Source organism: Mesorhizobium sp. M0276 (assembly GCF_040321755.1).
Classification (GTDB): Bacteria; Pseudomonadota; Alphaproteobacteria; order Rhizobiales; family Rhizobiaceae; genus Mesorhizobium.
Genome location: NZ_JAMYSC010000008.1, coordinates 97,387 through 111,113 on the forward strand (window position 1 = coordinate 97,387; position 13,727 = coordinate 111,113).

10 protein-coding genes are annotated in these 13,727 nt (G+C 61.2%); 3 read left to right on the forward strand and 7 right to left on the reverse strand.

What is annotated here, in order from left to right; genetic code table 11:
• Positions 1 to 2: 2 nt before the first annotated feature.
• The 3 genes from tssM to tagH all read right to left on the reverse strand — a co-directional run bounded on the left by tssM (position 3) and on the right by tagH (position 6,441).
• A complete protein-coding gene (gene tssM, locus NKJ01_RS08715; RefSeq protein ID WP_352727472.1) occupies positions 3 to 3,569 on the reverse strand; it encodes a type VI secretion system membrane subunit TssM in 3,567 nt (1,188 codons plus the stop codon).
• A gap of 19 nt (positions 3,570 to 3,588) precedes the next feature.
• On the reverse strand, positions 3,589 to 5,094 hold the full coding sequence (gene tssL / locus NKJ01_RS08720; protein WP_352727473.1) for a type VI secretion system protein TssL, long form: 1,506 nt from the start codon (positions 5,092 to 5,094) through the stop codon (positions 3,589 to 3,591).
• 303 nt (positions 5,095 to 5,397) lie between these two features.
• On the reverse strand, positions 5,398 to 6,441 hold the full coding sequence (gene tagH / locus NKJ01_RS08725; protein ID WP_352727474.1) for a type VI secretion system-associated FHA domain protein TagH: 1,044 nt from the start codon (positions 6,439 to 6,441) through the stop codon (positions 5,398 to 5,400).
• A 251-nt stretch (positions 6,442 to 6,692) separates the two neighbouring features.
• Between tagH and NKJ01_RS08730 the strand changes: the two genes are divergently transcribed.
• Genes NKJ01_RS08730 through NKJ01_RS08740 form a run of 3 tightly spaced genes read left to right on the forward strand, consistent with a single transcriptional unit; the run spans position 6,693 to position 10,627 of the window.
• Positions 6,693 to 9,020, forward strand: a complete 2,328-nt coding sequence (locus tag NKJ01_RS08730; RefSeq protein WP_352727475.1) for a type VI secretion system Vgr family protein — start codon at positions 6,693 to 6,695, stop codon at positions 9,018 to 9,020.
• A 7-nt stretch (positions 9,021 to 9,027) separates the two neighbouring features.
• Positions 9,028 to 9,453, forward strand: a complete 426-nt coding sequence (locus NKJ01_RS08735; protein ID WP_352601147.1) for a DUF6484 domain-containing protein — start codon at positions 9,028 to 9,030, stop codon at positions 9,451 to 9,453.
• A gap of 10 nt (positions 9,454 to 9,463) precedes the next feature.
• The gene (locus NKJ01_RS08740) at positions 9,464 to 10,627 is read left to right on the forward strand and encodes a hypothetical protein (RefSeq protein ID WP_352727476.1); all 1,164 of its coding nucleotides are present in this window, start codon (positions 9,464 to 9,466) and stop codon (positions 10,625 to 10,627) included.
• 3 nt (positions 10,628 to 10,630) lie between these two features.
• On the opposite strand, the gene NKJ01_RS08745 is transcribed toward NKJ01_RS08740, so the two are convergent.
• Genes NKJ01_RS08745 through NKJ01_RS08760 form a run of 4 tightly spaced genes read right to left on the reverse strand, consistent with a single transcriptional unit; the run spans position 10,631 to position 13,726 of the window.
• A complete protein-coding gene (locus tag NKJ01_RS08745; RefSeq protein ID WP_352600942.1) occupies positions 10,631 to 11,674 on the reverse strand; it encodes a hypothetical protein in 1,044 nt (347 codons plus the stop codon).
• Positions 11,671 to 12,759 carry a DUF2169 family type VI secretion system accessory protein gene (locus NKJ01_RS08750; RefSeq protein WP_352727477.1) on the reverse strand — a complete coding sequence of 363 codons (1,089 nt, stop codon included), beginning with the start codon at positions 12,757 to 12,759 and terminating at the stop codon, positions 11,671 to 11,673. The genes NKJ01_RS08745 and NKJ01_RS08750 overlap by 4 nt, the downstream gene beginning before the upstream one ends.
• A gap of 3 nt (positions 12,760 to 12,762) precedes the next feature.
• Positions 12,763 to 13,260, reverse strand: coding sequence for a hypothetical protein (locus tag NKJ01_RS08755; protein ID WP_352600946.1), 498 nt, complete (start codon positions 13,258 to 13,260; stop codon positions 12,763 to 12,765).
• The gene (locus NKJ01_RS08760) at positions 13,253 to 13,726 is read right to left on the reverse strand and encodes a hypothetical protein (protein ID WP_352727478.1); all 474 of its coding nucleotides are present in this window, start codon (positions 13,724 to 13,726) and stop codon (positions 13,253 to 13,255) included. The genes NKJ01_RS08755 and NKJ01_RS08760 overlap by 8 nt, the downstream gene beginning before the upstream one ends.
• Position 13,727 lies beyond the last annotated feature (1 nt).

The window sequence follows — 13,727 nt, forward strand, 5'->3', positions numbered from 1 at the left end:
TCTCAAAACGCCTTGGGACAGCTGAACCCGGAAAGCGCGGGGAGGAACAAGGGGTTGGAGCCTGAGCCTGTCTGGAGCGTATAAGAAACGTCGCGTCCGCCGATCACGAAGCGCGCTTGCATGCTGCTGTCGTCGCCGGTGACGGCAGCCTTGTCCAGAAGCCGTTTCAGGGCCCACGGCCCTTCGAACTTGATGGCGGATTCGCGGCCTGGCATTTCCGGTGTCAGGCTTAGGCTGGCGTACGCGGAAGCCGTACCGCCCGGCCAGGTGACTGCGCTTGGCGCGTTGCCGGTCTGGTTGCTCTGGACGATCTGGCCGTCGGCATCGAGTATCGCCGTATCGGCATCGCCGTTCAGTGAGAATGGTGTGAAAGTGATGCTGACCGAAGGCACCGAACCGCCCGATGGGAAGAAGGCGCTGCGGATTTCCGCGGCCAGTTGGAAGTCTTTCAGGGTCGATTTCGACAGGTCGCGTCCAAAGCGCGCATCCTGTTTCCAGCTCCAGTCCCGGCCAGTCATGTCGATCAGCGATGCGAGATTTTGTGCGAAGAACCGGTCCAGCAAGCCGCCCGGGGCGAACAATTTCGCGAAATCCGCCATCGCAACATCCTCGGCGGCGTCGCCGGCGAAGGGATAACGGCCGTTGATCGCGGCTTCACAGGGAGCCGTCACCGTCTGGTCGAGTATCTGGTTCAAGTTGGTTACCGAGGTTTCGGCGACATTTTCTTCGAACTCATCCGCCGTCGCGTTGACCATCCGGCCGAGTTGCTTGGGCAGGCGTGAGACATTGGCGCGAAGCGTGGCTATCTGTAGCTGCAGGTTCGAACTGACGCGCTCCGTCTGCGAAGGAACTTCGGCCGCCAGTTGCAGGCTGTGATAGATATCGCTGAAGTTGTGGGTCAGGGCATCAATTGGGCGGTGTCCGGCAGGGCCGTTCACCAGGGCCTGGAATGGTCTAAATTGCGCTTCGATGTTTGCACCTGGATTGACGTTCCGTGCGTCGGCGGCCCCCGTGCCGGCGCGGCTTTGCGATTTGCCGTTGGCGATTTGTATGCCGATGCGGGCCAGGCCCTTGGCCAGATCCGCGGCGTTGCGCGGCTGGTTCTGAGCCGTGCCTGCTTCGATCTCGGTGCCGGGACCGTTGCCGTCACCTGGGTCCCGCGTCAGAGCTGTTTCGTTGGCGATCGCCGAAAAGAGCTGGTTCATCGGTGAGCTTGGGGAAGCAGCGGCTGAAAGCGCGATGTAGTGCGGCTTGTCCGTCAGCATCGCCTTGAATTTCAACTGGTCGAGAACGCCGTTCCACGCGGCCGCGAACTCCTTCCCGTAGCGATCGAGAAGTTCGGGGCCGAGCTTGAGCAGTTGCTGGTTGATGTCGCCTTGTTCGCCGCCGCCGCCGAGAACCCACTGCTCGTCGACAAGCATCTGCGCAATGCGCGAAAGTTGCCGGAGATAGAAGGTGTTGAAGCCGGAATGGGTGTAGATTCCGGGAACACGAAGCCCTGACAGATCGCTGCCATCGATGCGCTCGAACAGCAGCTGCGCTTCCGGCCCACCTTTCTGGGATACGGAAAAATCGTCCAGCACCGCAGCGTATGTCGCCGACTTGATCAAAGCCGAAGCTCGATCGGCAAGGCTCATACGCCCGAGAGAACGTTGAGCGGCTTCAACAAGCGGCCGGTTGAGTTCGAAGACGGGATCGTAAGCGTCGTCCAATGCCAGCATGGCGCGCAGGTGCTTTTCGAGCTGATCGCGTCCTTCGCGATTGTTTTCGCCTGGATAGCGGTTCTGCTCCCAATCCTGCTTCATCCAGGAAACGATCAAGGCGTCATCGACCTTCGGTGCCTTGCCGCCAAGCATCAGATAGATTTTCAACGGTTCGTAGAGCGCGACGGGATCGGCCATCTTGGCCTGGATCGTCCGCTCGGCCTGAATCAGCAGGCGCGATCGGAACATTCGTTCCAGCCCCTGCCGATAGGCCGTTTTGGACGCCGAAAGAAGTCTCTCACGCTGACTGAGGCCGAACGTCTCTTCGATCGGTGTCGGCAGGTCACCGTTTTCGAACCCGGCCGGCAGATCGCGCAACTGGTCGAGCGGGCCGATGACGTTTTCAAGGTCGACATCGGTAACCGTGGCCGTCTTGAGCAATGGGGCCGCCGTCTCGCGATACTGGCCCATGGCAAGAGTTGTGGAGGCTATCAGCGATCGGTTGGCCGCAAAGCTCAGGGCGAGCGTACCCAGCGCGGCGGCAGCGATCAGTGTTATTGCGCCGAGGCCGCAAAGTCTGGCGATCGCCGCACGCCTTGCGGCCGATTTGTCATACGAAACCCATCCGGATTCGGCAAAAATGACGTCCGTCAGCAGATCATGCAAAAAGAAGCTTTTGCCAGTTCCGGAAAAGTGCGGGCGGGAATTGCCGCCGAAATTGCGGCCGATCGCGCCCAGCACCTGATCGATAGGGGTTCCCTCTTGCGTGCCTGACGAAAAATACAGTCCGCGCAGGCTGACATTCACCTGGCTTCGGGTCGGATCGAACAGGCTAGCGACAAAACTGGCAATTCGACTCCTCAGTGCGCCGAACTGTGCCGGAAAACCGAAGATGGAGATGCGCGTGACCGGATCAGCCTCTTCCTGGAGGCGATCGGCCATCTCCTCCACCAATCGTTTTGCCAGCGCATCGAATTCGGCAGGGGCCCCGGCGGCCATGTTCCTGTCGCGCTCCGCGGTCTGGAATGTGGCGCCCCATACCTTGCGCCTGCGTGGCTCGTCGAAACCGCCGAAGTAATCCATGAATCCGGAGACAAGATCGGCCTTGGTGAAAAGCAGATAAACTGGAAACTGGATTTTCAGCGTCTCGTGGATTTCCCTCAGCCGGCTGCGTATCTCGGTGAGGTGGGCATCAAGCTGCTGATCGTCGAAGCTCATCAGATCGGCAAGGCTGATGGCCAGGATGACGCCGTTTATCGGTTGCCTGGCGCGGTATTTCTTGAGCAGCGACAGGAAGGCGAGCCAGCTCTTCTTGTCGCTCTCGGCATTGGAATCCTGCGTCGTGTAGCGTCCTGCGGTGTCGATCAGCACGGCCTGGTCGGTGAACCACCAGTCGCAGGCACGTGTTCCGCCAATGCCAGCCACCGGTTGGGCGTCTCCCGAACCGGCAAGCGGAAAATTCAGACCCGAATTGACCAGTGCCGTTGTCTTGCCGGCACCCGGCGGGCCTATGACGACGTACCAGGGGATCTCGTAGAGGAAGTTGCGCTTGCCGCTCGACCGTTTGAGCGCCGCCACGGCCTCATTCATGCGGGCTTCGAGCACCCGCGCATCATCATCATCACGATCGTCATTGTGCGCAATGACGGTTTCAAGTGCTTTTTGCGCTTTCCTCGCCTGCCAAAAACGCAGCCCGTAAAAAAGCGCCAGCGTCGCCATGATTACACCAATGATCGTCGCGCGTAGCCAGGCAGGTCCGAGCGGCCGGCTATCGGCGAACCGGATCAAGGGGCCGGCAAACCACACCGCCGCCGCGAAGCCGCCCAGCGCGGTCACGCTGAATATCCGCAGCAGCCAACGCGTCATGGGTGCTTCCAACGGGCCGTCACAATGTTTCCTCCCTGGGGATCATCACATCGACACGGCGGTTCTTGGCGCGGCCTTCCGGCGTCGCATTGTCGGCGACCGGTTCGTCCTCGCCCTTGCCATCGACCGTCAGTCGCGAGGGATCGCTGAATTTCGCCGCCAGCAACGCTTCCACGGCCTTCGCCCGGGCGACGGAAAGGTCGAAGTTGGATTTAAACGCGCTCGACTTTCGCGGTTTGACATTATCCGTGTGGCCGACGATCCGGATTGGTCCAGGCTCGTGCTCCAGAGCCGCTGCGATGTCGGTGGCAATGGGCTGGAATTCCGGCTTCGTCTCTGCCCTGCCGGACTGGAACAGCAGCAGATTGTTGATTTCCACCACGATGAAGTCGCCTTTCGTCCCGATGGTCAGCCCGCCGCCTTCGACGTCCTTGGCCAGCGCCGCACGAATACGGTCGATCTGCCCGGTGGCCGTGGGTGGGGTGAGTTTCGCCGGCTCGGCCAATGGCGCCACGCTGGCGCGCTCGATGGCAATCGGCGTCGATGGATTGAGTGCCAGCAATTCACCGGCGGCGGCGTCGCCTTCATTGCTGATGAAGACCCGTAGTGCGAAGAATGCAGCAGTCAGCAGCGCCGATCCCGCTGCCGCGACGACCCAGAGCGGCAGGCGGGCCGATGACTGTACCATCGTCGCTGCCAAGCCCTGCCAGTGCGGCGAGATGTCTTCACCCGCATGCGCCCTGAAGTAGCGAAGCGTCTCGTAGACATCGCGTCGAACGCGCTCGAGATTGTTGTCTTCGCGCTTCACGCCTCGATACTGGCCCTCGAAACCCAGCGACAGGCAGGCATGCATCAGTTCGAGCAGATCGTAGTGCGTCTCGGGATTGGCCAGTATCTTGTTCAGTGCTTCGTAGAAACCTGTGCCGGTGCGCTCGGTGTGAAAGAACTGCCCCAGCATGCTGTGTTGCGCCCAGTCGTCACTCCTGGGCCAGGGCAGGTTGCCGATGAGATCGTCGACGGTTTCGCAGAGGGCGAATTTCGCAATCCGCGCATCCTCTTCGGCAACGCCTGACTTCTCCACTGTCCGGTCGAATTTTTCAATCGTCTCGGTGACATGTTCCGCCAGTGGCTCCGCTCGTATTTCGACGGACATGAGCCTGAGCTGCCCGAGCAGCATCAGCAAAGGTGCCGCCGCGGCGAGAATAGGGTTTGCCGCGGAGTATTTGACGACGTCGGCGGCGCCGAGCAGCAGCGCCTGCTCGATGGCTGGCTTTGGCGGGGCGGCGGAAGAGCTGGTGCTTGCCGCAGCACCCAAGGCTGGAGCCTGATAGATTATGGTTCCGGATGCCCAGCCCGGCGGCCGCACGACACCAGGATCGAACACGGTTGAATCTTTGGCCCCAGAGGGTTGGTCTGCGCCCGCGACGGGTTGCTCAGGAGCTGGCGGCGATTTCTGCGTGCGCCGCGGATTTGCGCGAATGACGGTCTTGCCCGCCAGGCCGAAGGGGTCGTCCTTCGAGCTCATCGCCGATCGTCCGTGCTGGCGGGGTACCCACGATTGGGCGAGACAGGCGCAAGACGGTTTCTGGTCAGGTAAAGGAAAGGCAGCCCCGGCCGGCCGTGGCAGTGTCCGGAGGAGGATTGGCTAGAAAACGCTATTCCGCCGTAGCATGACATTTGCCGCAGACCCCCAGGTCAATGAGTCTTACCCGCTAGGCGAACTGTCGTATCCGATCGTAATCTCAGAAATTGTCGATTGGAACCGGGTCCCGGGCGTCGGAGAGACTTTTCTTCGCCGACTGCCGTGCCGTGCGTTTCCTGGGATCGCCTATTTTTGCTTGTCGGCTTTGGCGTAGGCCTCGCTGAAATACGCCAGGAAGATGTCCAGCATGCCGTTTTCATGTGCCTCTTCCATGGTCCGCCATGTCGACACATAGGCGTCCCAAGCCTGGCCCTTCTTCGATGTAAAGGACGTAGGCGGGAGTTTCCTGCCGATTGCCTCGGGGGACAGGTCGTCAAGCAGCCGGGAGAGCGCAGCTTGCATGGCGGCATAGGTAGCGAATTCGTGCGTCTTGAGATCGCGGAATGCATCTTCGATACTGCGCCTGGCATCAAGATAGCCGGTCCTGCGTCGGGCAAACATGATTTCGAGGATATCGTCGGTCCCTGGAACGAACTTCAGCGGATTATTGTCCGCGGCGCTGATCATCGTTCGTTGTGTACTCTTGGCCAGCATTTTCGCGGCCGCCCGCGCCTTCAGCAGCAAACTAAGTTCCTCGACCACGGCCCGCAGGACCGCGCCGATTTCGGCTGCAACTTCATGCCGGTCGCGCAATTGAAGCAATTCCGGCGAAATGCCGGCTCCGATCGCAATCTCCCTCAACACCTCGTCTCTGGTTGAGGGCAGGGGTGGGGAGTGCACGGCTGGAACGCGCCGCCCGGACCGTTGCTGCGCGGAATCGAAGAAGGGCCCCTCGCCGAATTCCAGCGGCCGGCCTGTCGCGAGCGGCACGTCTCGCTGCGTCGGACCGTGGCTGGGTTTCCCTGCGGTGGCGCGCTCCTCGTCGATCGACACAAAGACGATATAGCGGCCGATCAGCATCCGGTCGCCATCGCCCAGCCGATGCGGGTTGGTCATGCGCTGGCTCGATCCATTGATGAAGGTGCCGTTGCGCGAGATATCGTGCAGCCAGAACGCGCCGGCCTCGTAGCGAACCTCGCAGTGCCGACCCGAGATGAACTTGTCGGGGTCCGGCAAGGTCCAGTCACAACCATCGCGTCCGATTTCGAAGCCGCGATCGCGCGCCGCGTAGCTGGTCGAGGTGCCAGCGGGCAAGGCATCGACGTTGTTGATTTGCAGACTGACGTACATCCAGGATCGCCCTCGATCGATACTCCACCATTCTAGCAGCTTGCAGGTAAAACAGGACAGCGGCGTTTCAAGCCCATGAATCGATGGGTAAGATCTTGTCGCCGCCTCTCTTTGGCCGGCAGAGAAACATGTGGTAGGCTCACCATGGCCTGGCTTGGCGGATTTAAAAAGTTCCTGAACGTGATGCTGTTAATATAGCGGGAACTTCAAATCCATCACGTAGGCGGCCGCGTCCAGGAGGGGCACGACCCATGCCGAATGAACGTGCCACGGTGGTGCAGACACCGGTTGGCTCCGAGCTGTTGACGTTCACGCATCTTGTCGGGCGCGATGAGATCAGCCGTTGTTTTGCCTATACGGTCGGGTTCGTCAGCACGGACACCGATATCGATCCGCTGAAGATGCTAGGTGGCCCGGTATCGATTGAAGGTGAATCCGATCCGAAACGTTGGTTCAGCGGCATCGTGTCCGAGTTCCGGCTCACCCGGCTCGAGGACCATCTGGCATATTATGAAGCGGTCGTCAGGCCGTGGCTCTGGTTTCTCGGCAACACCACCGATTGCCGTATTTTCCAGAGCAAGAGCGTCGTCGACATAATCAAGGACGTCTTCAAGAGATACAGCACGGCGGAATTCGATCTGCGCCTGCAGGGGTCCTATCCCCAGCGCGAATATTGCGTGCAGTACGACGAGACCGATCTGGATTTCGTCCAGCGGCTGCTGGAGCATGAAGGCATCCTGTATTTCTTCGAGCATGACGAGGGCAAGCACACGCTTGTCCTGGCCGATGCAATGAGCAAGCTGAAGCCTGCGCCGGGCTACGAGAAAGTGCTCTATAACTTTGAAGGTCAGGGTTCGCGGCGCGATGTCGAATACATCACCGAATGGATACCGGGCAGTTCGGTGCGCCCAGGCGCCTATGTCCACACCGATTATGACTTCAAGAAACCGGGCGCCGACCTGATGGCCAAGTCGGCCCAGCCGTTCAGTCACAAACTGGCCGCCGGAGAGAATTACCGCCAGCCCGGCGCGCATCTCGAAGTGGGCCGGGGCGACAGCCTGGCCGCGATCCGGCGCGAGGAAATTCAGGCAGTCCACCAGCGCATCGCCGCTGTCGGCACCGTACGAGGCCTGTATTCGGGCTGCACGTTCAGGCTGGACAGCTTTCCACGCGAAGACCAGAACCAGGAATATCTGGTGGTCAGCGCCGAATACAGGCTGTTCGACCCGGGCTACAGAGCCCATGCCGACGTCGACAGCGAGAACTTCAAGGTGATCCTCGGCCTGGCGCCGACCGCCTTGCCCTATCGTCCGCCGCGGATCACGCCACGGCCGATCATGCGCGGCCCCCAGACGGCGACGGTGGTCGGCCCGTCCGGCGAGGAAATATTCACCGACAAATACGCGCGGGTGAAGGTCCAGTTTCATTGGGACCGTCTGGGCAAGAAGGACCAGAACAGTTCCTGCTTCGTGCGGGTGTCGCAGACTTGGGCCGGTAGCGGCTGGGGTTTCATCCAGATTCCGCGCATCGGCCAGGAGGTGATCGTCGACTTCATCGAAGGCGACCCGGACCTCCCGATCATCACCGGCAGGGTCTACAACGCCTCGCAGATGCCGCCCTACGGCCTGCCGGGCAGCGCCACGCAATCGGGATGGAAGTCCGACTCCTCCAAAGGTGGCGGCGGCTACAACGAGTTGATGTTCGAGGACAAGGCCGGCTCCGAACTGGTCAACTTCCAGGCGCAGAAGGATCACCACCTTCTGATCAAGCACGACCGCACCAAGCTGGTCCAGCACAACCAGTCCGACCGTATCGACCACGACGCCAAGCACTCCGTCGGCCACAACCTCGACGAAGACGTCGGCAACAACAAGACGGTCAAGGTGGGCGTCGACCAGACCACCAACATCGGCTCGAACGACACCGAGACAGTGGGCGCCAACCGCTCGCTGACGGTCATGGCCAACGAGACCATCCATGTCGTGGCGAACTCGACGGAGAACATCGACGCCAATCATTCTCAGACGGTGGGGATTGTCCAGACAGTAAGCGTCGGCGCGGCTCGGGTCGATTCGGTGGGCGCGTCAGAGACACGCACGGTGGGTGGCCCGCAGGCTAATACGATCGGCGCGACCCGGTCGGTCACGGTGGGCGCGGCTCAAAGCCACGACATCGGGGCCGCGGACAGCTGGAACATCGCGGCGGCGCAAAGTGTCAATGTCGGCGCAGACCAGAGTTTCGCCGTCGGCGGGGCACAGTCGTCCCAGATAGGCAAGGCACGAACAGCCAACATCGGCGCCGATGACGCCACCGACGTCGGTGGAGCGCATGCGCTTAAGGTCGGCAAAGGCAGCGGCATCGAGATTGCCGCGGACAGTTCAATCAAGGTCGGCAAGAATCTGGTGATCGAGGCAGGCGACTCGATCACGCTCAAATGCGGCGACGCGTCGATCATGATGAAAAAGGACGGCACCATTGTCGCCGACGGCAAGGACATCACACTCAAGGGCAGCGGCAAGATCACCGTCAAGGCCGACGGCGACGTGATCGTCAAGGGAAGCACCATCAACCACAATTGAGGACGTCATCATGGAAGTGCTGGATCGCATCGACGGCGTCGTGATCGGCCTGCTCATCGGGTTCGAAAACGGAGCGCCGCTTGTGGTTTTCGTTGGCAATCCGCGCGAGACGGCGATCGCCGCGCGTAGCCTGACCGAACTGGACCTTTCGGCAATTGGTTCGGAACTGGCTCTGCTGTTCGAGGAGGGTGATCCCACGCGACCGCTGGTCGTCGGACGCATCGTCGATCCGGCGCACAAGAACAAGGAGTTGCAAGTCGCTCGAGAGGGCGACCGTGTCATAATCACTGGAAACGAGCGCGTAGAACTGCGCTGCGGTCTAGCGTCGATCATTCTGGAGAAGAATGGCCGCGTGACCATTCGCGGCAGCCAACTGACGAGCCAGGCCAGCGGCACCAACCGTATTCGCGGCGGAGCCGTGCATCTCAATTGAAGTGTTGCCAATGGACCGCGTCGCGACCATCGCCGCCATTGTGGATCAGCATGCCGAAGATGCTGCTTTCCTCTGGCTTCGCCGTCGCCGGGAGATTGATGGTCCCATCCTCGATGAGACGGACATCGGCCGCATCGACCAGCGTCTCGATGCGAACATCGAAGGACTCATGGCTGCTGGCAAGGCCGGCTGGGAGGCGGCCCAGGCCCGTTTCACTGACTATGCCGAGCCGGGCGAGCTTTTCGCGCTTGGCACTCTGGCATTGCGTTGGGGCGATGCCGATCTGATAGAGGTCGCGGTCGCCGCCGCAGAGAGCCTCGGTAAGGCAGGCCTGTCGAGCCTGTCCGCCGCAGTCGCGCGCACGCCGCGAGAAAAACTGCGGCCGCTCGTGGCGCAATGGCTGGACGCCCGGGATGCGCTGCAGCGCTGCCTCGGGCTGTCGGCGCTTTGGCACCATCGTGTGGATCCGGGGCCGCGTCTTCATGATTTGGCGGTCGATTCCGATGCAAGAGTGCGCAGCCGCGCCATTAGGCTCGCCGGCGCGCTCAAGCGATGCGACCTTGTTCCTGCAGCACTGGCCGGCTTGGATGGCGAAACATCCAAGGAGCGTTTGACGGCAGCCCTAGCATGTTGCCTGCTTGGCGAGACGCGGTCTGCGCATCTTGTGGTAGACAAGATCGTACTGACGGAACCAGGGCTTGCCGAGGCTGCGATCGAGATACGCTTGCTGACGACTGCGACGAAGGCGGGTAAGGACTGGCTGCAAAAGCATTTGGAGCAGCCCGCGCTTCGCGGGGTGGCGACAGCGTCGGTTGGCCTGCTCGGCGATCCTGCTGTGATGCCCTGGCTGATCGAGAAAATGCGTGAGCCGAACCTTGTCGTTGCTGCCGGCGCAGCACTTCGCGACCTGTTCGAGGTCGATTTCGGCGACACCGACCTTTTTGTCGTAGACCCGGCCTTACTCGGCAAGGATTTCGCCCATCTGGACGACACCTCGCTGCCGGTGGCGGACAGGGTTGAAGCATGGTGGGACGAGGGGCGGGGCGCGCGCAATCATCGGCCTTTCCGGTCGATGCGCCTGTTGCGGCTCAATGCGTTGCGCGCAGCACTGGCCACATCAGATGCGCGACTTGCCGATTGGCGCGTCACCCGCCGCTTCCCGGCCTGGATGTGATTTTCAGCGCCGCGTCATACGCGCCATCACCGCCGCAGCACGCAGGCCGTTCTCCGAGGCAAGTTCGCAGACGGCGGTTGGACCGGGTGCATAGCCCTTGATAAGACTGTCTGCCGCCAGCATCAGCGCCAGGGCGCCGCCAGCAGCGCCAACATCGCCGATGGTCATGGCCGGAAAAGCGGTGGGCAGCGCCTCGCGGCGCGTGCGGTAAAAGCGTGGCCGGGTGATCAACTGCTCCCAGCCGCTGTAGCGCTCGCCGTTGCCGTTGCTGATGACGAAGTCGATATCGGGTTCGGAGGGGCCCGATCCGTTCACCGCATCGCGCAGGGCCCCGAGCAGGGCGCGACCCTGGCTGTAACGTTCGGAGAGAACACTGTCTTGCTCCTGGGCGAACCCCACGCCATGGATTGCCGCATGGACGCGTGCCTTTCCTTCCGGATTTTGGGTTACCCGAACAAAGGCTGCTGCCTCGCCCGGAACTAAGCCTTGTGCGTTGTCTGCTCCTTTGAGGCGCCCCGCGCCCCGCAGTCGAGCGAAATCCGTGTCATTGACGAGACTGTCGACCCCACCGAGCAGAACCTGCCCGATACCTTGCTGCTCCATCATTTCCACGGCGCGTTCAAGTAGGCCGATGCTTGCTGCCGCGCCGCCGTCAATCGCGCGTGACGCAACATGGAATCTCTGCCCGGTCGCCGACATCACCGCCGTCAAGAAATCTGGGGGCGCAATGTCTCCATAGGCCGGATGATTGCGAAAGCTTTCGGGCGGGGTTAGCAGGATTGCGGTTGTGTCGGACAGGGACGTCCCGCTACGCAGCGCCTCGCCAATAGCACGCGCGGCCATATTGACCAGCCATTGGCCATCACTGCGGCGCAATCGCGAGTGAGCACGGACTCGTGCAACGATCTGTGTTGCGCCCAAAGGGTCGTTCAGTATCATTTCCTCGAAGGCGGAGAGACCTGCCCTGATGGCTGCGACCGTTTGTGGCGCATTAAGTCCGGCGGGCGTCACCGCTCCGAACCCCGCGATATAGAGCGGCCGCTTCAAGGGAGCCACACGGGGCGGTCGCGCAATGTGCCGTCGCCTCCGAGCGGAGAATAATATTGCTTATCCTTTCGTCTGGCCAGCAGAAGTGCTGGCGTGACATGACCGAATACTATTTCACGCAAAGCCGGGGCATTCCGGCGCGTCACAAAGGACAGTCGCGCTTTCAGCGTTAAACGCCAAAGGTCCGGTTCGATGATCAGAGTGTCTGGTGCGAAGGCGCGCTCTTCTACCCTGTCGTCATAGATCAATCTCACGGGCGCGATTATCCGTGGCAAGCGAAAGCTCCAACGCGCCGTTGGCGTAAGGCCGACCAACGACACCTCATCACCGCCGACAAGCCGTGGCAGGTGCTGGTCGGCGGGCGTGCAGAGATGATGTCGTGGATCGAAATCCCTTGGTGGCAAAGGCCATTGTGTTTCGATCCATGCTTGGTCGTAAGTGCCTGCATAGGCTATCCTTGGCTGCCAGCCACGCCCGATCGCTCCAAACCCCGCCGGCGTCGGCCGATCGCCGGGTCTGAGATATGGTTCGCCCGGATAGGTAATGTTGGGAGCCTGTGTCTTGACGGCGGGATCGGCGGAAACCGCGTGATGGAACCCCACGCCGACCGGATTGCGTTGTTCGACCCTACCATCAGGCACGGTGCCGCCATACGCGCGCTCATAGATGACTGGCATGGTCCTGAAAGGATGTGGCGAGCTGTAGCTGCCGGAATCGTAGATGCGATCGCCGGCAACGTTCAGCACTTTGCGAATACTGCCGATATTTAGGCCAACTTGCATCTCGCGCACCGGTTTGCCGTTCGGAGCATAGGCTGTACCGTTGACGATCACTTCCGCGGCTGGCTTGATCGGAGAGATGTCGGCCTCGTATCGATTCGACGAACGGACCGGGTCGCCAAACGGCACGTCGCCGAACGCAACGGGCATCTGTTCGTCCGCGGGGCGAAGCTCCCTATCTTGCTTCGGCGTCTCGAAGCTCGCCGAAAACATTGCCACCAGCACCTCCTGACCCTCGGCATCGGGTTGCACGTGGAGCGCTGCAGCAAAAGGCGTGCGGTTTTCGAGCCAGACGGCGGGCGGCATCGTTCAGCACCAACTACCTTTCTCATCCAGGCCAATTGGCCAATAGGGCATGGCGGTCAGCACGAGAATGGCGCGCTTGTGTCTGGCCCTGTCGAGCGTCGCCAGCAGGAAATCTTCGGGAAGCATCGCCGCTTCCGGCGGCAGCTTGGCGGCTTCTTGAGCGCAAGCCAGCCAATAGGTGCGCACGACCGATACGACGGTCTCGTGCGCTGCGGGACCGGCCGGCCATCCGGCATAGGCTTTGCGTGCCGCCTCCCGCAGATTCTCGCCGTCCTCCGCGTGATTGTCGACGATGTCGCGCCACCATTCGATGGCCTGCTCAGTCATGCCCGCTAGTTCGTCGAGGTAGAGCTTGTGCAATGGAATAAGAGCAGGCTGGCAAGCAAGGTGCACGGGCGTATCGACATAGTCCGGCATGGTGCCGCGTACATCCTTCGGCGCATGGTGCAGCCGTCGCCAGCCGCGCTCGACATCGTGCAAGATGAAATCGGTGTCAGCCATTTCCGACCTCTCTCTCGACCAGGAGATAATCCTCCAGCCCCACGGGAATGAACATGAACTGACGGAAATGTGCATAGAGGTCTGGACGCTCCTCCCGCAGCCGTTCGATCAGGACTTGGTATGGCTCCGATGGCCGCTCGTCGTACTCGTCGTCATCGTCATCCTCATCGTCGTCGTCCTTTCCCCAATCTTCCTCGGAGGGTTCCTGCTCATCTTCCAGTTCCTCCTCGCGATCCAGGCGTTCAATGAGGATGGCAAGCTTGAGGAAATGCTTCCGGAAGATCTGGATCATCACTGGATGCGACCCTGTCTGGCTCGGCCAGATATCATCAACGCTGAAGCCCTTTGCAGTGTATTTCCGGCTTGCTTTCAACCGCTCGAACCACTGAACTACAGCGGGTAGTGCGGCTTCCACGTCCGCGACATACTCCTCGAAAATCCGATCGAAGTCGCCACCTGATGTCATC

Excerpts from the sequence above, each read along its gene's own strand:
- tssM (WP_352727472.1), bottom strand. The coding sequence starts at position 3,569 with ATGACGCGTTGGCTGCTGCGGATATTCAGCGTGACCGCGCTGGGCGGC.
- tssL (WP_352727473.1), bottom strand. The coding sequence starts at position 5,094 with ATGAGCTCGAAGGACGACCCCTTCGGCCTGGCGGGCAAGACCGTCATT.
- tagH (WP_352727474.1), bottom strand. The coding sequence starts at position 6,441 with ATGTACGTCAGTCTGCAAATCAACAACGTCGATGCCTTGCCCGCTGGC.
- NKJ01_RS08730 (WP_352727475.1), top strand. The coding sequence starts at position 6,693 with ATGCCGAATGAACGTGCCACGGTGGTGCAGACACCGGTTGGCTCCGAG.
- NKJ01_RS08740 (WP_352727476.1), top strand. The coding sequence starts at position 9,464 with ATGGACCGCGTCGCGACCATCGCCGCCATTGTGGATCAGCATGCCGAA.
- NKJ01_RS08750 (WP_352727477.1), bottom strand. The coding sequence starts at position 12,759 with ATGCCGCCCGCCGTCTGGCTCGAAAACCGCACGCCTTTTGCTGCAGCG.
- NKJ01_RS08755 (WP_352600946.1), bottom strand. The coding sequence starts at position 13,260 with ATGGCTGACACCGATTTCATCTTGCACGATGTCGAGCGCGGCTGGCGA.
- NKJ01_RS08760 (WP_352727478.1), bottom strand. The coding sequence starts at position 13,726 with ATGACATCAGGTGGCGACTTCGATCGGATTTTCGAGGAGTATGTCGCG.